This window comes from Mesorhizobium hunchu (assembly GCF_040081975.1).
Taxonomy (GTDB): Bacteria; Pseudomonadota; Alphaproteobacteria; order Rhizobiales; family Rhizobiaceae; genus Mesorhizobium; species Mesorhizobium hunchu.
Window position 1 is genome coordinate 436692 of sequence record NZ_JBEBMG010000001.1, and the last position, 21437, is coordinate 458128.

A 21437-nucleotide genomic window follows, 5' to 3' on the forward strand; every position below is an offset into this window, starting at 1 on the left:
CACAGGAACGTCGACATGCAGATCGGAATGATGGGCCTCGGGCGCATGGGCGCCAACATGGTCAGGCGGCTGATGCGCGCCGGACACGAATGCGTCGTCTACGACATCAGCGCCGATGCCGTGGCAGCGCTGGTGAAGGAAGGTGCCGTCGGCGCCGCCTCGATGGAGGAGTTCGTTTCAAAACTGTCGAAGCCGCGAGCGGCCTGGCTGATGCTGCCGGCCGCCATCACCCGCAAAATCGCCGGCGAGGTCGCCGCGCTCATGGACGAGGGCGACACCGTCATCGACGGCGGCAATTCCTACTACCACGACGCGGTCGACCAGGCTGCCGAGCTGGCGAAGAAGGGTATCGACTTCGTCGATGTTGGCACCAGCGGCGGTGTCTGGGGGCTGGATCGCGGCTACTGCCTGATGATCGGCGGGCCGGACCGGGCGGTGAAGCGTCTCGACCCGATCTTCGCCACGCTCGCCCCCGGCGCCGATGCGGGCGCCAAGCCGGACAAGGCCGCCGGCACCGCGCCCTTCGGCTACCTCCATTGCGGGCCGAGCGGCGCAGGCCATTTCGTCAAGATGGTTCACAACGGCATCGAATACGGCGTCATGGCCGCCTATGCCGAGGGCATGAACATCCTGAAAGCGGCCAACGCCGGCACGGAGAAGCGCGCTGCCGACGCCGAGACCAGCCCGCTGCCGACGCCGCAATACTACCGGTTCGACATCGACCTGCCGGCGGTCGCCGAGGTCTGGCGGCACGGCTCGGTGATCGGCTCCTGGCTGCTCGACCTGACGGCCGGCGCGCTGAAGGATGATCCGGCGCTGGCGAAATTCGGCGGCCGCGTCTCCGATTCCGGCGAAGGCCGTTGGACACTGAAGGCCGCCATCGATACCGGCGTGCCCGCGCCGGTGCTGTCGTCCGCCCTGTTCGACCGCTTCGCCTCGCAGGGCGAAGCGGTGTTTGCGGACAAGCTGCTTTCGGCGATGCGCTTCGCCTTCGGCGGCCATGTCGAGAAGAAGGACTGAGGACAAGGCATGAGCGAACCACGATCCGACGTCCTGGTGCTGTTCGGCGCCACCGGCGATCTCGCCCACAAGAAGATCTTTCCCGCACTCTATTCCATGGTGGCGCGCGGCAGCCTGACCGAGCCGATCGTCGGCATCGCCTATGACGACTGGACGGTGGACAAGCTTGTCGAGCGCGCCCATGACGGCATCGAGGCTGCCGTCGGCAAGGTCGATGAGAAGGTGTTCAGGAAGCTCGCCGGCCTGCTGCGCTATGTCAGCGGCGACTACCGCAACCAGTCGACCTTCGACAAGCTCAAGGAGGCGCTGCAAGGCTTCCAGCACCCGCTCTATTATCTCGCTGTGCCGCCCTCTATGTTCGAGCCGGTGGTGCAGGGGCTGGAGCAGTCCGGCGGCGCGCATGGCGCCCGGCTGATGGTGGAAAAGCCGTTCGGCCGCGACCTCCAGTCGGCGCGCTGGCTGAACCGGGTATTGCACCTTGTCTTTGAGGAGAAGGCGATCTTCCGCATCGACCATTATCTCGGCAAGGAGGCGATCCAGAACATCCTCTACTTTCGTTTCGCCAATTCCTTCCTGGAGCCGATCTGGAACCGCAACTATGTCGAGAGCGTCCAGATCACCATGGCCGAGGATTTCGGCGTGGAAGGACGCGGCAAGTTCTACGACGAAGTCGGAGCGATCCGCGACGTCATCCAGAACCATCTGCTCAATGTGCTCCTGCTGCTCGCCATGGAGCCGCCGATCAGCCAGGAATCTGACGACCTGATCGACGAGAAGGTGCAGGTGCTGAAGGCGGTGCGCACGCTGACCACGGACGACGTCGTGCGCGGCCAGTTCGACGGCTATCTCAAGGAACCGGGCGTGAAACCCGGTTCGACGGTGGAGACCTTCGCCGCCGTGCGCTTCTTCGTCGATACCTGGCGCTGGCAGGACGTGCCCTTCTTCATCCGCGCGGGAAAGAACCTGCCGGTCCGCGCCACCGAGGTGGTGGTGCAGCTCAGGCGCCCGCCGCTCGCCGTCTTCGACCAGTTCAAGCGCAACCAGGGCAATTACGTGCGCTTCCGCATCAGCCCCGAAGTGGCGATCAGCATCGGCGCGCGCCGCAAGGCGCCGGGCGACGAGATGGTCGGCGAGCAGGTCGAACTGACCGCCATGGACGATGCGACCGGCGACATGGAGCCGTACGAGCGGCTGATCGGCGACGCCATGAACGGCAACAGTCAGCTTTTCACGCGCCAGGACGCCAGCGAGATCGCCTGGCGCATCGTCGGCCCGGTGCTCGATGAACAGCAGCCGCCCGCTCCCTACAAGAAGGGCACCTGGGGGCCGGCGGAGGCCATGAAGGACTTCGCCCCGCCCAACGGCTGGATCGATCCGGAGGCGTGATGGCGACGGCGAAGCGGAAAACGGCGGATGCCGAAAAAGTCGTGCTGGCCGTCGATGTCGGCGGCTCACACGTCAAGATCAGGCTGAGCAGCGGCGGCGACGAGCGCAGGGTCGAGTCCGGTCCGAACATGAGTGCCGGTCAGATGATCGGAAAGGTCAAGACGATGGCGCAAGACCTCGTCTTCGACGCCATCGCGATCGGCTATCCCGGTCCGGTGGTGCGCAACCGTATCACGCTGGAGCCGCATAATCTGGGCAAGGGCTGGGTCGGCTGCGATTTCGAGGCGGCGTTCGGCAAGCCGGTCAGGGTCGTCAACGACGCGCTGATGCAGGCGATCGGCTCCTACGAGGGCGGCCGCATGCTGTTTCTCGGCCTCGGCACCGGACTGGGCGCGGCCGTGATCGCGGAGAACGTCGGGTTGCCGATGGAACTGGCGCACCTGCCCTACAGGAAAGGGAAGAGCTTCGAGGCCTATGTCGGCGAACGAGGGCTGGACAAGCGCGGCAAGAAGAAATGGCGCGGATACGTGTTCGACGTGACCGAGCGCCTGTCTGCGGCGTTGCAGGCCGACTACGTCGTCATCGGCGGCGGCAATGTCGATAAGCTCGATGAACTGCCGCCAAACGCTCGCCGCGGCGACAACGAAAACGCCTTCAAGGGCGGTTTCCGCCTCTGGCAGGATTCGACACTGGTCATCTGACGACAGGTCAAAAAAGAGCCGGCTGTGAAAACAGCCGGCGAGAAGGCGTCAAAGCCATTCAGAGGGAATCGCCCGACCGGACGGGAGCATGGCCGAGCGAAGTCGTATCATCCCAGTTCGGCCCGGACTTCGCGAAGGAAAAAGACCTAATTTTTCCCGGCTGGCCGGAAATTTGTTGCGCCTGATCGCGCCCTGTTCTCGCCGGCGCAGCCTGCGGCCGCATCGACACGGTTGCGGTGCGCCCGTTGCCGCTGGTAAGCCGTCGCCTCGAAACCGAGCAAGAATCCATGTCCGCTCCTGTCCTGCCGCGGCTTCCCGTCAGCGAGGTGTTACCTGCCTTGCGGGCGGCGCTCGAACAGCAGGGCGCGGCCGTGCTCGTCGCGCCGCCCGGCGCCGGCAAGACCACGCTGGTGCCGCTGGCGCTGCTCGACGCGGCTTGGCGGGGCGAAGGCCGGATCGTGCTTCTCGAGCCGCGCCGTCTCGCCGCCCGCGCGGCGGCGCGCCGCATGGCGGCCCTGCTCGGCGAGGAGGTCGGCGAAACCGTCGGCTACGCCATGCGCATGGAGAACCGCACGTCCCGGCGCACCAGGATCCTGGTCGTCACCGAAGGCGTGCTGTCGCGCATGATCCTCGTCGACCCGGAACTGGCCGGCGTCGCGGCGGTGATCTTCGATGAGTTCCACGAGCGCTCGCTGGACGGCGATTTCGGCCTTGCCCTGGCGCTCGACATACGCGGCGCGCTCAGGCCGGACCTGCGCCTCGTGGTCATGTCGGCGACGCTGGACGGCGCGCGGGTCGGAACGCTCCTGTCCGGCGCGCCGGTGCTCGAGAGCGCGGGCCGCGCCTATCCCGTCGACATCCGCTACCGCGAGCGTGCGGCCGGCGAGCCGATAGAGGACGCGATGGCGAAGGCGGTGCGCGCGGCGTTGGGCGACGAGGCCGGCGCCGTGCTCGCCTTCCTGCCCGGCCAGCGCGAGATCGAGCGCACTGCCGAGCGCCTGCAGGGGCGGCTGCCCGCCGATACGGACCTCGTCACGCTCTATGGCCAGCTCGACGCGAAAGCGCAGGACGCTGCGATCCGCCCGCCGCCCGCCGGCCGCCGCAAGGTGGTGCTGGCAACGGCCATCGCCGAAACCTCCATCACCATCGACGGGGTGCGCGTCGTTATCGACAGCGGCCTGTCGCGCCTGCCGAAATACGAGCCGGCGTCGGGGCTGACCCGGCTGGAGACGGTGCGCGTCTCGCGCGCCTCGGCCGACCAGCGCGCCGGCCGCGCCGGCCGCACCGGGCCCGGCGTCGCCATTCGTCTCTGGCGTGCCGAGCAGACGGCGGCGATGCCGGCCTTCACGCCTCCCGAAATCCTGGAGGCCGACCTGTCGGGCCTCATGCTCGACTGTGCCGCTTTCGGCGTGGCCGATCCGGCGAGCCTGTCTTTTCTCGATCCGCCGCCGGCTCCGGCGCTCGCTGAAGCGCGAAGCCTGCTTGCGGCGCTTGAAGCCGTCGACGGTGCCGGTCGGTTGACCGAAGCCGGCGCCGCCATGCGCGGGCTCGCCTTGCCGCCGCGGCTGGCGCATATGGTGGCGGAAGCAGCAAAGGCGGGAGAGGCGGGCGCGGCGGCCGAACTTGCCGTGCTCCTGACCGAACGCGGCCTTGGTGGCGACGCAGTCGATCTCGAACGGCGGCTGATGCGCTTTCGCGGCGAACGCTCGCCCCGCGCCAATGCGGCGCGGCAATTGGCGCAACGGTTGGCGAGGAGTGCCTCCCTTTCATATGAAGCATCAGGAACACCCTCCCCCCTAATCCCTCCCCGCAACAGGGAGGAGGACTTGGCGGGCGGCGGCTTCCCCTCCCCCTTGAGGGGAGGGGCCAGGGGTGGGGGTAAACCGGCGCGCCTTGACGCAACCTCTGCCGCCGCCATCCCCTCAAGGGAGGCGGCAGAATCCCCCGGCACTCTCCTTCTCCACGCCTGGCCCGACCGCGTCGCCAGGGCGCGGGGCGAGCGGGGACGCTTCGTCCTCGCCAACGGGTCCGGCGCGATGCTCGACGTCGCCGATCCGCTGGCCGGCGAGACTTGGCTCGTGGTCGCCGACCTTGCCGGACGGGCGCAGAATGCGCGCATCACCGCCGCCGCGCCTGTGACGGAGGAGGCCATCGTGGCGCATCTTGGCGACCATATCGAGCGGCGGCGCGAAACCGCTTTCGACCGCGAAAAGGGCGCCGTGCGGGTGCGCGAGACGGCATGTCTCGGCGCTATCGTGCTGTCGCAGCGAACGCTTCCGGCCCCGTCCGGCGCCGAAGCCGATCGCGCGCTTCTCGACGCGGTGCGCGAGCACGGCCTCTCGCTGCTGCCGTGGGGCAAGGAGGCGCAAGCGCTCCGCAACCGCCTCGCCTGGCTGAATCGCGGGCTCGGTGCGCCCTGGCCCGACGTTTCCGACGCCGCTCTCGCCGGGCGGCTGGATGACTGGCTGGCGCCTTATCTCGTCGGCGAGCCGGCGATCGCCTCGATCCGTCCCGGCGCGATCGAAGAGGGACTGACGGCTCTTGTGCCGCACGACCTTCAGCGCAGGATCGGGCAATTGGCGCCGACGCATTTCGATGCGCCGTCGGGCAGCCGTGTGCCGATCCGCTATGACGGCGAGGCGCCCGTTCTGGCGATCCGGGTGCAGGAACTGTTCGGTCTCGACCGCCATCCGTCGATCGTCGGCGGGACCGTGCCGTTGACGCTCGAACTGCTGTCGCCGGCGCACCGGCCGATCCAGACCACGCGCGATCTGCCCGGCTTCTGGCGCGGCTCCTGGGCCGACGTGCGCGCCGACATGCGCGGCCGCTACCCCAGGCATGTGTGGCCGGAAAATCCGCTGGAGGCGACGGCGACCAGTCGGGCCAAGCCGCGCGGGGGTTGAGCGCCGCCAAAACCGCCTGCAAGCCGGACGATACCGTCCGGCCGCAAAATGATCTATGCCTCGGCAATGAGCACCATCCAGCGCCCGCCCGATCCCCAAGTCAGCCACAGGCTGCGTCTCAACACGCTGATCCGCCTGCGCTGGCTGGCCATCGTCGGCCAGAGCGTGGCGGTCGTCACCGTCGCCTACGGGCTTCGCTTTCCCATGCCGGTGGGCGCGTGTTTCGCGCTCATCGCTGCCTCGGCCTGGCTGAATCTCCTGTTTGCCTTCCGTTATCCGGCGGCGCACCGGCTGAGCCCGGCGGCGGCGCTGGGCATCCTCGTCTTCGACAGTCTGCAACTCGCCGGCCTGCTCTATCTCACCGGCGGGCTGACCAATCCCTTCTCGCTGCTGATGAGCGTGCCGGTGGTCATTTCCGCGACCTCGCTGTCGCTGCGGCTCACGGCCTTCCTCGGCACGCTGGTGATGATCTTGGCGACGCTGCTCGCCTTCTGGCACAGGCCGTTGCCTTGGGAGGCCGCCGCGCCGCTCGAAATGCCTTCCATCTATGTCGCGGGCATCTGGCTGGCGGTGTTGTCCTCCATCGCCTTCAGCGGCATCTATGCCTTTCGCGTCGCGCAGGAGGCGCGCCTGCTGGCCGACGCGCTCGCCGCCACCGAACTCGTGCTGCAACGTGAGCAGCATCTGTCGGCGCTCGACGGACTGGCGGCCGCCGCCGCGCATGAATTGGGAACGCCGCTCGCCACCATCACGCTCGTGGCCCGCGAGATGGAGAAGGGCCTGGGGATCGATTCCCGCTATCATGACGACGTGACCCTGCTGCGCTCGCAGAGCGAGCGCTGCCGCGAGATCCTGAAGCGCCTAACCAGCCTGTCGTCGGAGAACGAGGCCCATATGGCGCGCCTGCCGCTGACCTCGCTGGTCGAAGAGGTGACGGCGCCGCACCGCGACTTCGGCATTGCCATCGAGCTGAAGCCGGGCGACCGGGCCGGTGCCGAGCCGATCGCCCGGCGCAATCCCGGCGTCATCTATGGTCTCGGCAATCTCGTCGAGAACGCCGTGGACTTCGCCCGCTCGACGGTGACCGTCCACTGGCGCTGGGACGAGGACCATGTCGGTCTGACGATCGTCGACGACGGCCCCGGATTCCCGGCCGAAGTGATCGACCGTATCGGCGAGCCCTATATGTCGACCCGGCCTCCGACCGCCGAACGCGGCGGCGGGCTGGGGCTCGGCCTGTTCATCGCCAAGACGCTGATCGAGCGGTCCGGCGCTCGGATCGGCTTTCGCAATTCCGCCGGCCTCGGCGAGGGGGCGATGGTCGAGATCGATTGGCCGCGCGCGGCTTTCGTCAATCCCGACAGCGCCGGGGCCAGCGCGATCGACGTTGCCTGATCCCGCGGGCCTGATCCTCAGGCTCGATCCCTAGGTTGGTCCCTGGGCTTCGCACGGGCGCCTGACCGTGGCCCAATGCAAGGTTGCTCAAAAATTGGACAGCGCTGCCCAACAACGATATTGGAACTGAAAACGGATGCAGGAACGATGACGGGCGACGAAGGCAGCGCGACGATGGTGACGGGCGGGGATACCTCGTTGCTGATCGTCGAGGACGACAAGCCCTTTCTCACCCGGCTGGCGCGCGCCATGGAAAGCCGCGGCTTTACGGTCGATACGGCGGAGAGCGTCGAGGAGGCGGTCGTCAAGGCGCGGGCCAATCCGCCCGCCTATGCGGTGGTCGACATGCGGCTGGGCGACGGCAACGGGCTCGACGTCGTGGCCGCCATCCGCGAGAAGCGCGAGGATGCGCGCACCATCATTCTCACCGGCTACGGCAACATCGCCACCGCCGTCACCGCGGTCAAGCTCGGTGCCGTCGACTACCTTTCCAAGCCCGCCGACGCCGACGATATTTTCGCGGCGCTGACGCGCACCTCGGGCGAGCGCGCCGCCCCGCCCGAGAATCCGATGTCGGCCGATCGCGTGCGCTGGGAGCACATCCAGCGTGTCTACGAAATGTGCGAGCGCAACGTTTCCGAGACAGCGCGCCGCCTCAACATGCACCGCCGCACCCTGCAGCGCATCCTGGCCAAGCGCGCCCCGCGCTGAACGTCGGGACGAAGAGGCGGCACCGCAGGCGCATAGCCTGCCGCGCCATGCATCGAAACGACTTGCGACAAGCGCCAGCAGGCACCATCTTGGCTCCTCAGGCCCGCCGCAGGAGACCATATGACGGACCGCAAGCTCCCTCACCCCATCTCGATCTTTCGCGAATTCCTCGACAGCGAGGCGTCCGGCGGTATCGTCCTGATCGTAGCGGCCGCGCTGGCGCTCGTCGTCGCCAATTCACCGCTGGCCGAATCCTATTTCGACGCCCTTCATGCCTATGCCGGGCCGTTGTCTCTCCAACACTGGATCAATGACGGCTTGATGGCGGTGTTCTTCCTGCTGGTCGGGCTCGAGATCAAACGCGAGATGCTCGACGGCCAGCTTTCGACTTGGTCGCGACGCGCCTTGCCGGGCATTGCGGCGGTGGGCGGCATGATCGTGCCGGCGCTGGTGTATGTCGCCATCAACCGCGCCAATCCCGAAGCGCTTCCGGGCTGGGCAATCCCCACGGCCACCGACATCGCCTTCGCGCTTGGCGTGCTGTCGCTGCTGGGCAACCGCGTGCCGGCCTCGCTGAAGGTCTTTCTCACCGCGCTCGCCATCATCGACGATCTCGGCGCCGTCGTCATCATCGCGCTGTTCTACACCTCCGGCCTGTCGCTTGCATGGCTGGCGGCGGCCTTCGTCGTCATCGCCGTGCTGGTCGTGCTCAACCGCATGGGCGTGCTGTCGCTGGCGCCCTATATTGTGCTCGGCGTAGCACTCTGGATCTTCGTGCTGAAATCCGGCGTCCACGCCACCCTGGCCGGCGTGGCGCTGGCCCTCACCGTACCGCTTCGCCCCTCGCCCGGCATCGCGAAGGATATCGAGGCTTCACCGCTGCACAGATTGGAGCACGCGCTGCACGCGGTCGTGCCCTTCGTCATCATCCCGATCTTCGGCTTCGCCAATGCCGGCGTCTCGCTGGCGGGCGTCGGCCTGTCGAATCTGGCCGAGCCTCTCACGCTCGGCGTTGCCGCCGGTCTGGTGCTGGGCAAGCTGGTCGGCGTGATGGCCGCCGCCGCGCTCGCCGTCGTGCTGAAGCTCGCCGATCTGCCGCGCTATGCAAATTGGACGCATATGGTCGGCATCGCGCTCCTGTGCGGCATCGGCTTCACCATGAGCCTGTTCATCGGCCTCCTCGCCTTCGAGGGAAGCGAGACGCTTCAGAGTGCGGTAAAGGTCGGCATCCTTGTCGGGTCACTGGTGGCGGCTCTGCTCGGCGCTGCCGTGCTGATGATGGCGCCGACCCCCGCCGTCTCCGAAGGGGAGGCGGAAGCGTCCTGACCCGAAGCGCCTCGCGATCTTCCAGGTCCGCTCCCTGCGCTTCAGCTTCCCGAACTCACGCGTGTCTTTGTCCCGAAACCGGCGTTCGCTTTCGGGAGACGTGCTTTATTCGCTCTCGCCGTCCAGCGCCGGCACCGGCACGCCGGCAAGCTCGGCGGCAAGCAATCGCGCCGCGCCCGCCCGCGCGATCCGCAGCATCAACGCCTTGCGCGTCGCCGCAGCCATGCGGTGCTCGGGTGCGTCGCGCAGGATCTCCGCGCCGTAGCCGTCCGAGAGGATGAAGCCGCATTCGTCGGGAAAGATATCCGCCGGCACGTCAGGATGGGTGGCGAAGAAGAAGCGGTCGGAATGCAGCCGGTAGTCCGGCCATTTGCGGTCGACCCGGAAATCCTCCACCGACGACTTGATCTCGATGATCCAGATGTCGCCGGCCCGGGTCAGCGCCACGAGGTCGGCGCGCCGCCCGGTGGCCAGCGAAAGCTCAGGCAGCACATGCGCGCCCATCTCTGCCAGCAGCCGCTGCACGCCCCGCCTGACCAGCATGGCGCGCTCCGACTGGCGGCCGTCGATCAGGGGATTCTGGTGCAGGGGCGAAACGATGGGCATGGCCCAGTATGGCCGATTCTGTTCACGGTTTGAACCTGTTTTCCAGCGGCGATCGGCCTCACAGCACCACCGCCGTGATCACCATGGCCAACGCCAGCATCGCCACGCCGCCGAAGAAGGCGATGTCGGCGGTCAGGTTCTGCAGCCGGTTGGCTTCATTGGAGCGGATGGCGGCGTAGGAGGCCACGATCGAGGTCAGGAACAGCGCTGCCGACAGCCACGCCGTCTCGTCGGCGAAGGAGGTGGCGTCGGAACGGGTGAATTTCAGCGCACCGATCAGCACGAAGCAGATGCCGAGCAGATTCGAGGCGGCGTTTAGGACATGGGGGTGGCGGTGCATGGCTGGGCTCCGGCGATAGGACGGGTATCGGGAGAATTCTCCAGCGATCCACCGCGCGGTTGAAGCAACCATTTCCGGCAGGATGACGGCCGTGGGGAGGCGCGTGGACGATCGCATTCAGCAGGCTTGTTGATTTCACTCACGAATCCGTGAGACCCTGTTGCCAAAATACCATACCATTTCGTTTACGTGCACGGAACGGCGAGTGGTCCGCCATCAGTTGCTTGGCAAGCCGGGGAATTGCCCGCATGAATGAATCAACCAGGCGGTGAAACCGCCGCATTCGGGCGGGACGACGGACTTACTCATGCGCGTGAAATCTCTCATCCTTGCCGCGGTCATGGCCACCGCTCTGGCCGGCTGCAGCACCATCGGCAACATGCGCATGTTCTCCGACGACTACGGCCCGCGCACCGATGCCGGCTACCAGTTGCCGCGCATTCCGATTTCCAAGGTACCGCGCAAGTACCATCGCCAGATCGTCAGTTTCGAGACGGACGAGAAGCCGGGCACCATCATCGTCGATACGAACGAGAAGTTCCTATACTACGTGATGGGCGGCGGCGAGGCGATGCGCTACGGCATCGGCGTCGGCCGCGAGGGTTTCGAGTGGCACGGAACGGCCCATATCGCGCTCAAGCGCGAGTGGCCGACCTGGACGCCGCCCTCGGCCATGATCAAGCGTCAGCCCGAGCTCGCCAAATGGCGGGGCGGCATGCCGCCGGGCCTCACCAACCCGCTCGGCGCGCGCGCCATGTACCTGTTCAACAAGGGCGGCGATTCCGGCTACCGGCTGCATGGCAGCCCGGAATGGAACTCGATCGGCCATGCCATGTCGTCCGGCTGCATCCGCTTGATGAACCAGGACATCATCGATCTCTACAACCGCGCCGAGGTCGGCGCCAAGGTGATCGTGAAGTAACAGAAGTTTCGTACGCGGACCGTCTAGGCAACACGGACGTCCACACCAGAAAACCGGGCTCGCAAGGCCCGGTTTTTTGTTGCGCCGTCTCTGCTTGATTCGGAGCGGACGGAGGTCGATCTACTAGAGCAATTCCAGCAAAGTGCGCAGCGGTTTGCGCCCGGAACTACGTAAAAACAAAGAGATAGAGCATTGAAGGCGATTCTGTATTCGCCGGAATGCTCTATCGTGTGAATGCGTGCAGAGGGGGGGAAGAGGTTCCTACGCCACCTGCTCGACCTGCTGCACCTCGGGGACGAAATGGCGCAGAAGGTTCTGGATGCCGTGCTTGAGCGTCGCAGTGGACGACGGGCAGCCGGCGCAGGCGCCCTTCATGTGCAGGAACACGATGCCGTTCTCGTAGCCGCGGAAGGTGATGTCACCGCCATCTTGCGCCACGGCCGGGCGCACGCGCGTGTCGAGCAGTTCCTTGATGGTGACGACGATCTCCTCGTCCGCCGCGTCGTAGAACTCGCCGTCGCCCTGCGCGGTGTCGGCGCTCGACCCGGTGCGGCTCATCACCGGCTGACCGGACATGAAATGCTCCATGATGGCGCCGAGGATCGCCGGCTTGAGATGCTGCCAGTCCGGCCCGTCCTTGGTGATGGTGATGAAATCGTAGCCGAAGAACACGCCGGTCACGCCGGGGATCGAAAACAACCGCGCCGCCAGCGGCGACGCTTCGGCCGCGCTGTCCGCGTCGCGGAAATCCGCGGTGCCTTCCACCAGCACCTCCTTGCCGGGCAGGAACTTCAGCGTTGCCGGATTGGGAGTCGATTCGGTCTGGATGAACATGGCCATCTCCGCGCCCTTCACGGGCATTACTTTGGAATGGTTCTAAATAGGCGCAAACGAAACGCCGTTCAAGCGAAACCATGGAGCATAACCGCAGAGGTCGGCAAAGGCTCCTGCCGTCATATCGGGCGTTCAGGCGAGGTTTTCCAGATCCTCATCGGAAAGGTTCTGCGGCACCACGGTGACGGGGATCGGGAAGGCGGCACCCTTGCCGGCCACCGAGGTCACCAGCGGCCCCGGTCCCTCCTTGCCAGCACTGGCCGCCAGCACGAGGATGGCGATATCCTGATCCTCCTCGATCAGCTTGTGGATCTCCTCCGTCGGCTTCCCCTCGCGTACCGCCAGCTCGGGCTCGATGCCGAGATCCTGGCGGATCTTGCTGGCGTAGGAATCGAGCGCACTGCGGGCTGCGGCGGTCGCCTCCTCGCGCATGATCTTCTCCACGCCCAGCCAGTGCTGGAAATCGTCCGGCTCAATGACATAGAGCAGCACCAGGACGCCGCCCGTGCTCTGCGCGCGCATCGACGCATAGGCTACCGCGCGTTCGCATTCGGGCGTCGAGTCCACGATCGCCAGGAACTTGCGGCGGTGGCCGGCCTGCCGGCTGAGGCGTTTGGATACCATCCTGTCTCCCTGGTCACGGGCCTGACGGCCCCGAATTCGGCTGGGCGCAATCTGCCACCCGCGCCGGGCGGCGGCAAGCCGGTGGCTGTCGCCATATCATGCGTTGCGGACTCTGTGGCCCTCAGTCCTGCACCAGCCCGATGATGTCGCGCACTGACTTCATGGTCTCCTCGGCCAGCACGCCGGCGCGCTCGCCGCCGTCCTTCAGCACGGCATCGACATAGACGGTGTCGGCCATGATGCGGCGCATCTCGGCGGCCACCGGAGCAAGCTTTTCTACTGCAAGATCGGCCAGCGCCGGCTTGAAGGCGGAAAATTGCTGGCCGCCGAATTCGGCTAGCACCTGCTCGTTCGACAGATCGGCGAGACCTGCATAGATGCCGACGAGGTTCCTCGCCTCGGGTCGCCCTTCCAGCCCGGCGATTTCGCTCGGTAGGGCGTCGGGGTCGGTCTTGGCTTTCCTGATCTTCTTGGAGATCGTGTCGGCGTCGTCGGTCAGGTTGATGCGCGAAAGATCGGAAGGGTCGGACTTCGACATTTTCTTCGATCCGTCGCGCAGGCTCATGATGCGCGCCGCCGGGCCGCCGATCACCGGCTCGGTGATCGGGAAGAAACCGTCGACGGTCTCGTCGCCGACCTTCATTTCCACGCCGACGCCGAGTTCGGCGATGCGACCGGAAAAATCGTTGTTGAACTTCTGGGCTATGTCGCGGGTCAATTCCAGATGCTGCTTCTGGTCCTCGCCGACGGGCACATGGGTGGCGCGGTAGACAAGGATGTCGGCGGCCATCAGGCTCGGATAGGCGAGCAGGCCGAGCGAGGCGTTCTCGCGGTCCTTGCCGGCCTTGTCCTTGAACTGCGTCATGCGGTTCATCCAGCCGATGCGCGCCACGCAGTTGAATATCCAGGCGAGTTCGGCGTGCTGCTTCACCCGGCTCTGGTTGAAGACGATATGCTTCTTCGGGTCGATGCCGGAGGCGAGGAAGGCGGCGGTGATCTGGCGCGTCTGGTCGGCGAGGTCGTCATAGACCATCTGCGCGGTCAGCGAATGCAGATCGACGACGCAATAGATGCAGTCGTAGTCGTCCTGCAGGGCGACGAACTTGCGGATGGCGCCGAGATAGTTGCCGAGATGGAGGTTTCCGGTGGGCTGGACGCCAGAGAAGACGAGTTGCCGGAAGGGCGAGTTCTGATCGGTCATTTTCAAGTTTCCTTGGCTTGTGGAGGGCCGTCCGAGCATGGCCCGAAAAGTTGCAGACTTCTCGGATAGGCCATGCGGCTGGAAACCGGCGCGGCGAAATTTCGGACGCGCGGCTTATGGACGAAGCTGCGGATGGAGGCAAGAGGATCGGATTGGACCATTGATGTTGTCGGCTGGGGTCTGGCTCATCAATCTTGAGACTGTTGTTCCGTGACGGCAGCCTTGGAACGACGCCGCACATTGCGCCGGATCATGCCGAGGTCCGCGCCGCCGATGGCGAAGGCGAGCAGGAAATAGAGTGCTGCGCCGCCGGCCGAGAGCAGTCCGAGGGTGACGGCCTTCGTCACCAGCCGGGCGGCCGAGGACAGGTCTTCGGCCAGCCATCCCTGCGCGTACCAAAGCGCCGCACCCATCAGCGCGGAGGCCAGAACCAGCCGCGGGATGCGCCGCATCAGCGCTGCTTCGCGCTCCCAGTGGCCGCGCCTCACCAGTACGACGAGCAGCATCGCCGCGTTGACCCAGCCGGCGACCGCCGAGGCCACCGCGATGCCGGGCGCGCCCATGGACGGGAACAGCGTAAGCGCCGTGACCACGTTGACGGCCACCGAGATAGCGGCGAAGATCATCGGCGTCTTCGTGTCCTCTCGCGCGAAATAGCCCGGCGTGAACGCCTTGATGAGCACGAAGGCGGGCAGGCCGAGACCGAAGATCGACAGGATCGCGGCGACCGTCGGCGTCGAATTGTTGGCGGCGAAGGCCCCGCGTTCGTAGAGCAGACGCACGATCGGCTCCGCCATCACCAGGAGTGCGGTCGCCGCCGGAAGCGTCAGGAAGAGCGTGAACTCGACCGAGCGGTTCTGCAGGTTGGCCGCCTCCACCATGTTGCCGGCCTTCAGCGCGCGCGAAAGCTCGGGCAGGAGCACGATGGCGACGGCTATTCCCACCACGCCGAGCGGAAGTTGGTAGACCCGGTCGGCCAGCGCCAGAGAAGCGACGGCGCTGTTCTGCGTCGAGGCGATCGCCGTGCCGACGAGCTGGTTGATCTGGGTGATGCCGCCGGTGACCGCCGCCGGCAGCGCCAGCAGCAGCAGCCGCTTCACGCCGGGCGTCAGGCGCGGCCGCCGGAAACCGATCGAGATGCCGGCATGGCGCGCCGCGACCCACACGATGACCAGTTGCACGACGCCGGCCGCCATCACCCCCCAGGCCATCCAATGCCCGACCGCCAGCCCGTCGGCGCCTTTGCGCCACGCCCAGTAAAGAACGCCGATGAGGATGACGTTCAGGAACACCGGCGCGATCGCGGCGGCGAAATAGCGCCTCAGCGAATTCAGCATCCCGGCCATCATCGAGGCCAGCGACATGCACACGAGGTAGGGGAACATGATCGTGGCGAGCGAGACGGTGAGGGCGTATTTCGCCGGTTCGTCCGTGAAGCCGGGCGCGATGATGGTGCGCACGAGCAGCGGCATCGCCAGCTCCATGACGATCGTCAGCACGATCAGCACGGAAAACAGCACGCCGAACACTTCCTCGGAAAAGCGCTTGGCGCCTTCCATGCCGTCCGCCTCGATCTCCTTGGCGAACAGCGGCACGAAGGCGGTGTTGAACGCGCCCTCGGCGAACAGCCGGCGGAAGGTGTTGGGGAACTGGAAAGCCGCGTAGAAGGCGTCCGCCACAGGCCCTGTGCCCAGCGCCGCCGCCATCAGCATCTCACGCGTGAAGCCCAGGATGCGGCTCGCCAGCGTGCCGGACGCGACCGTGGCGAATTTCTTGACGAGGCTCATGCTCTCCTCTCCCTTGAGGGGAGGGTGGCCCGCGCAGCGGGTCGGGAGAGGTCGCCAGTCGTAGAGTACGACTCTTTTTTAGACCGCGCGCTGCCTCCGCCGACCCCTTCTGTCGCCTTCGGCGACATCTCCCCCTCAAGGGGGGAGAGAACCAGTCCCTCTCTCATTCAGCCGCCGCCTTGGCCTTGCCGTTCGCGGCCTTGCCTTCCAGCGTCTCGGTCAGACGTTTGCGGATGGCCTTCTCGCGCGCAGGGTTCTCTATCTTGTGGCCTGTCAGGTCGGTGACATAGAACGTGTCGATGACCTTCTCGCCGAAGGTGGTGATGTGGGCCGAGGCGATGTCGAGCGACAGGTCCGACAGCGCCCCGGTGATCTCGGACAAGAGGCCGGGCCGGTCCAGCCCCTCGACCTCGATGACCGAGAAGCGGTTGGAGAGCGCGTTGCGGATTTCGGCGCGGGGGGCTATGCGGAACACCTTCTGGCCGCGCTTCGGCTTGGTGCGCTTCTCGATCATGTCCGGCAGCCAGGTGCGGCCTGACAGTACGTCCTCGATCAGTCTGCCGATGCGCTCCGCGCGGCGGCGCTCGTCGTCGTCGAGATCGAATTCGCGATTGATGAGGATCGTGTCCAGCGCCCGGCCGTCGGCGGTGGTGAATATCTGCGCGTCGACGATGTTGCCGCCCGCTCCGGCGCAGGCACCGGCGATTACCGAGAGCAGGCGCGGGTGGTCAGGCGCCAGCACGGTGATTTCCGTCACCGCCTCGAAGGCGCGCGTCTTGACCATGGTGGCGAGCTTCTTGCCCGTCGCATCCGCCTCGCGGATGAATTCGGCATGACGCACCTGATCCTCGAGATCGACCGTCAGCAGGTAGTTCTCGTAATGCAGCTTGACGTAATCCTTGCGCGCTTTCTCCGGCCACCCGGCCAGTTTTTCCGAGAGCTGCTCGCGCGCAGTGGTCGCGCGCTGGGCGCGCGACAGGTCGGAAAAGCCGCCGGTGAGCAGCAGTTCGGTCTCGAAATAGAGGGTGCGCAGGAGCTGCCCCTTCCAGCCGTTGAACACGCCCGGCCCGACGCCGCGGATATCGCAGACGGTCAGGATCAGGAGCAGCTTCAACCGTTCCACCGATTGCACGATATCGGCGAAGTCGGTGATGGTCTTGCGGTCGTTCAGGTCGCGCGTCTGCGCCGTCATCGACATGACGAGATGGTGCTCGACCAGCCAGGCGACCGTTTCGGTGTCGGCGGCCGACAGGCCCATATGCGGGCAGATGCGGCGCGCGATCCGCGCCCCGGCCTCCGAATGATCTTCCGGCCGGCCTTTGGCGATGTCGTGCAGCAGCACCGCGACATAGAGCAACTCACGGCTCTTCTTCAGCCCCGGCATCAGCGAATGGGAGAGCGGATGGATGGGTTCGGATCCGCCGTGCTCGATCTCGGACAACACGCCGACGCAGCGGATCAGATGCTCGTCCACCGTATAGTGATGGTACATGGAGAACTGCATCATCGCGACGATCTTGCCGAAATCGGGGATCAGCCTGCCGAGCAGACCCGCCTCGTTCATGCGCCTGAGATTGAGCGCCGGATCGCGGTCCGAGGTAAGGATGTCGAGGAACAGCCGGTTGGCTTCCGGATCGCGCCTGAGGGTCTTGTCGACCAGCCGCAGCGAGCGCGTCAGCAGCTTCAGCGCGTCCGGATGATATTCCAGCCCATGCCGGTCGGCCAGCCAGAACAGGCGCAGCATGTTGACTGGATCGCGCTCGAACACCTGCTCGTCGGCGACGTTGATGCGGTGGTTGTCGACGATGAAATCGGAAGCTCCGGCGAGCTTGCGCCTGCGGCGCGAGAACCCCGCCAGCAGCCGGTTGAAGCCCGGGACATGTTTGGCCTGCTCCTCTTCCAGCGCCGCGCAGAAGATGCGGGTCAGGTCGCCGACGTCCTTGGCGACGAGGAAATAATGCTTCATGAAGCGCTCGACCGCCGACAGGCCGGGATGGCTGGTGTAGCCGAGCCGCTCGGCGATATCACGCTGAATGTCGAAATGCAGCCGCTCTTCCGCCTTGCCGGTCAGGAAGTGCATGTGGCAGCGCACCGCCCACAAAAAATCCTCGGCCTTGAGGAATTCGCGGTACTCGGACGCGGTGAACACGCCCTTGTCCACCAGCTCCGCCGCCGTGCGCACCCGGTAGAAATACTTGCCGATCCAGAAAAGCGTCTGCAGGTCGCGAAGGCCGCCCTTGCCGTCCTTTACGTTGGGCTCGACCACGTAGCGGCTTTCGCCGCCCTTGGCGTGGCGGGTGTCGCGCTCGGCCAGTTTGGCCTGCACGTAGTCCGGGCCGGTGGTGCGCACCACCTCCCGGTCGAAACGGTCTACCAGTTCGTCGAACAGCGGCTCTTCGCCCCACAGGAAGCGCGCTTCGAGCAGCGTGGTGGAGATGGTGACGTCGCCGCGTGCCTGCCGCAGGCATTCGTCGATGTTGCGGGTGGCGTGGCCGACCTTCAGGCCCATGTCCCACAGCATGTAGAGCATGTATTCCACGACCTGCTCGCCCCACGGCGTCTGCTTGTAGGGAAGGAGGAACAGCAGGTCGATGTCGGAGCCCGGTGCCAGCGTGCCGCGACCGTAGCCGCCGACGGCGACGATCGCCATGCGCTCGGCTGCGGAGGGATTGCGCACGCGGTAGACATGGTTCACCGCGAACTCGTGGAGCGCGCGGATGATCTCGTCCATCACATGCGAAAGGCGCTCGGCGCAGGCGATGCCGCCGCCGTCCTCCACCAGCATCGCTTCGGCGGTCCTGCGGCCGGATGCCAGCCGCTCCTTGAGCAGTTGAAGCACGGCGGTACGGACCGGCGGTGCCGAGCCGTCGCCGTTGGACGCCGCGGTCAGTTCGGCAAGATCGCGGCGCAGCGCTTCGCCGTCGATCAGCTGGTCGAGCTTCAGGGAGGGTTTGGCCATCTAGGCGGGCAGCGACTCGTTGCGTTAGCGGCCGGTCTATAGCCCGTTTTTCCGTGCATTGGTATGGGTTCGAGATCGGACTGCGCCAAAGTGCGGAACTACCTCTTGACCTTCCAATGATGGGAAGCCCTATCTCTGGTCTCAGAAAAGATCGGAGCACGCCATGTCCCATTCCCACAGCCACGATCACGATCACGGGCACGGGCACGGCAACAGCGCGGGCCACGCCTGCTGCTCATCCCGTGCGGCGGATGCGTCTCGATCCGCCGTGATACGTGATCCCGTCTGCGGCATGACGGTGGATCCGGCCGCCGGCAAGCCCTGGACGGAGCATTGCGGGCGCACCTTCCATTTCTGCTCGCAGGGCTGCAAGACCAAGTTCGAGGCGGCGCCGCAGGACTATCTCGACGCCGTCGATCCGGTCTGCGGCATGAAGGTCGACCGCGCCACCGCCAAGCATTTCCTTTCCCGCGACGGCCAGAAGCTCTATTTCTGTTCGCAAGGCTGCCAGACGAAATTCGAGGCCGACCCGGACAAATATCGTGACGGCCGCCCGGCTCCCGCCCCAGCGCCGAAGGGCACGAAGTACACCTGCCCCATGCATCCCGAGATCGTGCGCGACGGTCCCGGCGACTGCCCGATCTGCGGCATGGCGCTGGAGCCGATGGGCGTGCCGACCGGCAAGGAAGGGCCGAACCCCGAACTGGTCGATTTCACCCGCCGCCTCTGGGTCAGCGCGGCGCTGTCCATCCCGCTACTTGTCCTGACGATGGGATCGATGCTCGGCCTGCCGATCCGCGACTGGCTCGGCGAGCGCGTGTCCGCCTGGGCTGAACTTGTGCTGGCGACGCCCGTGGTGCTGTGGGCCGCGCTTCCCTTCTTCCGCCGCGGCTGGGCCTCCATCGTCAACCGCAGTCCCAATATGTGGACGCTGATCTCGATCGGCGTCGGCACGGCCTGGCTCTACAGCGTCGTCGCCACGCTGTTCCCCGGCATCTTCCCGCACGAGATGCGCGGGCATGGCGGGCAGGTGCCGGTCTATTTCGAGGCCTCCGCCGTCATCGTCGCGCTGGTGTTCGTCGGACAGGTGCTGGAGCTGAAGGCGCGCGAGAAGACCGGATCGGCGATCCGGGCGCTGCTCGACCTTGCACCGAAGACGGCGCGCCGCATCGCCGCGAATGGGTCCGAGACCGATGTGCCGCTCGACGAGATCAGGAGCGGCGACCGGCTGCGCATCCGCCCCGGCGAAAAGGTCGCGGTGGACGGTATGGTGCTCGAAGGCCGCTCCTCGGTGGACGAATCGATGATCACCGGTGAGCCCGTTCCCGTCGAGAAGACCGAGGGCGACACGCTCATCGGCGGCACCCTCAACCGCAACGGCTCTCTCACCATGCGCGCCGACAAGGTGGGCGCGGAGACGACACTTTCCCGTATCGTGGAGCTGGTCGCCACCGCCCAGCGCAGCCGCGCGCCGATCCAGGGCCTCGCCGACAGGGTCTCGGCCTGGTTCGTGCCGGCCGTGGTGCTGGTGGCGATAGCCGCTTTCGTCGTCTGGCTCATGGCCGGTTATGGGCTCGCCTTCGCCATCGTTTCGGCTGTGTCGGTCCTCATCATCGCCTGCCCCTGCGCTTTGGGACTGGCGACGCCGATGTCCGTCATGACCGCGACTGGGCGCGGCGCCCATGCCGGCGTTCTGGTGAAGGACGCGGCGGCACTGGAACGGTTTGCCGCCGTCGACACGCTGGTGATCGACAAGACCGGCACCGTCACCGAGGGCAGGCCGAAGCTGACCGAGATCGTCGCCGACGGCATCGAGGAGAACGTACTTCTGGCGCTGGCCGCCGGGCTGGAGAAGGCGTCCGAGCATCCGCTCGCCGAGGCGATCGTCGCCGGCGCGACGGAGCACGGCGTCGAGATCCCAGCCGCCGGCGATTTCGAAGCCGTCACCGGCAAAGGCGTGGTCGGGATGGTATCCGGCCGCAAGGTGGCGCTCGGCAACGGAGCGCTGCTGGCTGGTCTCGGCATCGACGCCAGCGATCTGGAAGAGAAGGCCAAGACGCTGCGTGACGAGGGCCGTACGGTCATGTTCGTCGCCGTCGATGGCCATGCAGCCGGGCTCGTTGCCGTCGCCGACCCGCTCAAGGCGAACGCGGCCGAGGCGATCCGGACGCTGCATGATGCCGGGATCGCCATCGTCATGGCGACGGGGGACAACGAGGCCACGGCCAGGACGATCGCGAAGAAGCTCGGCATCGACCAGGTGCGCGCCGGGCTGCTGCCGGACCAGAAGGCGGCGCTGATCGGGGAACTGCGCGGCCGCGGCGGCGTGGTGGCGATGGCCGGCGACGGCGTCAACGATGCGCCGGCGCTGGCCGCGGCCGATGTCGGCATCGCCATGGGCACCGGGGCCGACGTGGCGCTGGAAAGCGCCGGCATAACCCTGCTCAAGGGCGACCTCGGCGGCATCGTCCGGGCAAGGAAGCTTGCGGAGGGCACGCTCGCCAACATCAAGCAGAACCTGACATTCGCCTTCCTCTACAACGCGCTCGGCGTTCCGGTCGCGGCCGGCGTTCTTTACCCGCTGACCGGCACGCTGCTGTCGCCGATGCTGGCGGCGGCGGCGATGAGCCTGTCCTCGGTGTCGGTCATCGGCAATGCGCTGAGGCTGCGCGCCTTGAAACTCTAGATGTCGCGTCTCGTTTACGCACAGCAACGGAAAGGA

The 21437-nt window shown here is 66.4% G+C and carries 16 protein-coding genes; 9 read left to right on the plus strand and 7 right to left on the minus strand.

Features of this window, described 5'->3' with window-relative positions; all coding sequences use genetic code 11:
• Positions 1-15 precede the first annotated feature (15 nt).
• From gnd to nhaA, 7 genes are all read left to right on the plus strand, one after another.
• On the plus strand, positions 16-1020 hold the full coding sequence (gnd, locus tag ABMA46_RS02165) for a phosphogluconate dehydrogenase (NAD(+)-dependent, decarboxylating) (protein ID WP_348997632.1): 1005 nt from the start codon (positions 16-18) through the stop codon (positions 1018-1020).
• A gap of 9 nt (positions 1021-1029) precedes the next feature.
• Positions 1030-2406, plus strand: a complete 1377-nt coding sequence (gene zwf, locus ABMA46_RS02170) for a glucose-6-phosphate dehydrogenase (protein WP_348997633.1) — start codon at positions 1030-1032, stop codon at positions 2404-2406.
• The gene (locus ABMA46_RS02175) at positions 2406-3107 is read left to right on the plus strand and encodes an ROK family protein (protein ID WP_348997634.1); all 702 of its coding nucleotides are present in this window, start codon (positions 2406-2408) and stop codon (positions 3105-3107) included. Before zwf ends, ABMA46_RS02175 begins: the two co-directional genes overlap by 1 nt.
• 287 nt (positions 3108-3394) lie before the next feature.
• A complete protein-coding gene (hrpB, locus tag ABMA46_RS02180) occupies positions 3395-6010 on the plus strand; it encodes an ATP-dependent helicase HrpB (RefSeq protein WP_348997635.1) in 2616 nt (871 codons plus the stop codon).
• 48 nt (positions 6011-6058) lie between these two features.
• Complete coding sequence (locus tag ABMA46_RS02185; protein WP_425475674.1) at positions 6059-7405, plus strand: ActS/PrrB/RegB family redox-sensitive histidine kinase; 1347 nt, start codon at positions 6059-6061, stop codon at positions 7403-7405.
• 147 nt (positions 7406-7552) lie between these two features.
• Positions 7553-8116 carry an ActR/PrrA/RegA family redox response regulator transcription factor gene (locus ABMA46_RS02190; protein ID WP_348997636.1) on the plus strand — a complete coding sequence of 188 codons (564 nt, stop codon included), beginning with the start codon at positions 7553-7555 and terminating at the stop codon, positions 8114-8116.
• 120 nt (positions 8117-8236) lie between these two features.
• The gene (nhaA, locus tag ABMA46_RS02195) at positions 8237-9442 is read left to right on the plus strand and encodes a Na+/H+ antiporter NhaA (protein WP_348997637.1); all 1206 of its coding nucleotides are present in this window, start codon (positions 8237-8239) and stop codon (positions 9440-9442) included.
• Between the two features lie 105 nt (positions 9443-9547).
• Here the strand turns inward: nhaA and ABMA46_RS02200 are convergent, their stop codons facing one another.
• Both ABMA46_RS02200 and ABMA46_RS02205 read right to left on the minus strand, forming a co-directional pair.
• On the minus strand, positions 9548-10048 hold the full coding sequence (locus ABMA46_RS02200; RefSeq protein WP_348997638.1) for an MmcB family DNA repair protein: 501 nt from the start codon (positions 10046-10048) through the stop codon (positions 9548-9550).
• A 58-nt stretch (positions 10049-10106) separates the two neighbouring features.
• On the minus strand, positions 10107-10388 hold the full coding sequence (locus ABMA46_RS02205; protein ID WP_348997639.1) for a hypothetical protein: 282 nt from the start codon (positions 10386-10388) through the stop codon (positions 10107-10109).
• Positions 10389-10695: 307 nt separating this feature from the next.
• Here ABMA46_RS02205 and ABMA46_RS02210 point away from each other — a divergent pair, with 307 nt between their 5' ends.
• Entirely contained in the window at positions 10696-11310 is a 615-nt protein-coding gene (locus ABMA46_RS02210) for a L,D-transpeptidase (RefSeq protein WP_348997640.1), read from the plus strand.
• A gap of 261 nt (positions 11311-11571) precedes the next feature.
• Here ABMA46_RS02210 and ABMA46_RS02215 read toward each other — a convergent pair whose 3' ends face one another.
• The 5 genes from ABMA46_RS02215 to ABMA46_RS02235 form a co-directional block, all read right to left on the minus strand.
• Complete coding sequence (locus ABMA46_RS02215) at positions 11572-12144, minus strand: NifU family protein (RefSeq protein WP_348997641.1); 573 nt, start codon at positions 12142-12144, stop codon at positions 11572-11574.
• Positions 12145-12276: 132 nt separating this feature from the next.
• Positions 12277-12768 carry a universal stress protein gene (locus ABMA46_RS02220; RefSeq protein WP_348997642.1) on the minus strand — a complete coding sequence of 164 codons (492 nt, stop codon included), beginning with the start codon at positions 12766-12768 and terminating at the stop codon, positions 12277-12279.
• 121 nt (positions 12769-12889) lie between these two features.
• Positions 12890-13969 (minus strand): tryptophan--tRNA ligase, encoded by a 1080-nt coding sequence (gene trpS, locus ABMA46_RS02225; RefSeq protein ID WP_348997643.1) that lies wholly within the window; start codon positions 13967-13969, stop codon positions 12890-12892.
• 188 nt (positions 13970-14157) lie between these two features.
• Positions 14158-15756, minus strand: coding sequence for a murein biosynthesis integral membrane protein MurJ (gene murJ / locus ABMA46_RS02230; RefSeq protein ID WP_348997644.1), 1599 nt, complete (start codon positions 15754-15756; stop codon positions 14158-14160).
• 163 nt (positions 15757-15919) lie between these two features.
• Entirely contained in the window at positions 15920-18715 is a 2796-nt protein-coding gene (locus tag ABMA46_RS02235; RefSeq protein WP_348997645.1) for a [protein-PII] uridylyltransferase, read from the minus strand.
• Positions 18716-18878: 163 nt separating this feature from the next.
• Here ABMA46_RS02235 and ABMA46_RS02240 point away from each other — a divergent pair, with 163 nt between their 5' ends.
• Positions 18879-21401: a heavy metal translocating P-type ATPase gene (locus tag ABMA46_RS02240; protein ID WP_348997646.1), complete on the plus strand. Its 2523-nt coding sequence runs from the start codon at positions 18879-18881 to the stop codon at positions 21399-21401.
• Positions 21402-21437: the final 36 nt, after the last annotated feature.

Excerpts from the sequence above, each read along its gene's own strand:
- murJ (WP_348997644.1), bottom strand. The coding sequence starts at position 15,756 with ATGAGCCTCGTCAAGAAATTCGCCACGGTCGCGTCCGGCACGCTGGCG.
- gnd (WP_348997632.1), top strand. The coding sequence starts at position 16 with ATGCAGATCGGAATGATGGGCCTCGGGCGCATGGGCGCCAACATGGTC.
- ABMA46_RS02235 (WP_348997645.1), bottom strand. The coding sequence starts at position 18,715 with ATGGCCAAACCCTCCCTGAAGCTCGACCAGCTGATCGACGGCGAAGCG.
- ABMA46_RS02185 (WP_425475674.1), top strand. The coding sequence starts at position 6,059 with ATGATCTATGCCTCGGCAATGAGCACCATCCAGCGCCCGCCCGATCCC.
- ABMA46_RS02200 (WP_348997638.1), bottom strand. The coding sequence starts at position 10,048 with ATGCCCATCGTTTCGCCCCTGCACCAGAATCCCCTGATCGACGGCCGC.
- nhaA (WP_348997637.1), top strand. The coding sequence starts at position 8,237 with ATGACGGACCGCAAGCTCCCTCACCCCATCTCGATCTTTCGCGAATTC.
- ABMA46_RS02215 (WP_348997641.1), bottom strand. The coding sequence starts at position 12,144 with ATGTTCATCCAGACCGAATCGACTCCCAATCCGGCAACGCTGAAGTTC.
- ABMA46_RS02220 (WP_348997642.1), bottom strand. The coding sequence starts at position 12,768 with ATGGTATCCAAACGCCTCAGCCGGCAGGCCGGCCACCGCCGCAAGTTC.
- ABMA46_RS02190 (WP_348997636.1), top strand. The coding sequence starts at position 7,553 with ATGACGGGCGACGAAGGCAGCGCGACGATGGTGACGGGCGGGGATACC.
- ABMA46_RS02175 (WP_348997634.1), top strand. The coding sequence starts at position 2,406 with ATGGCGACGGCGAAGCGGAAAACGGCGGATGCCGAAAAAGTCGTGCTG.
- trpS (WP_348997643.1), bottom strand. The coding sequence starts at position 13,969 with ATGACCGATCAGAACTCGCCCTTCCGGCAACTCGTCTTCTCTGGCGTC.
- ABMA46_RS02205 (WP_348997639.1), bottom strand. The coding sequence starts at position 10,388 with ATGCACCGCCACCCCCATGTCCTAAACGCCGCCTCGAATCTGCTCGGC.
- hrpB (WP_348997635.1), top strand. The coding sequence starts at position 3,395 with ATGTCCGCTCCTGTCCTGCCGCGGCTTCCCGTCAGCGAGGTGTTACCT.
- ABMA46_RS02210 (WP_348997640.1), top strand. The coding sequence starts at position 10,696 with ATGCGCGTGAAATCTCTCATCCTTGCCGCGGTCATGGCCACCGCTCTG.
- ABMA46_RS02240 (WP_348997646.1), top strand. The coding sequence starts at position 18,879 with ATGTCCCATTCCCACAGCCACGATCACGATCACGGGCACGGGCACGGC.
- zwf (WP_348997633.1), top strand. The coding sequence starts at position 1,030 with ATGAGCGAACCACGATCCGACGTCCTGGTGCTGTTCGGCGCCACCGGC.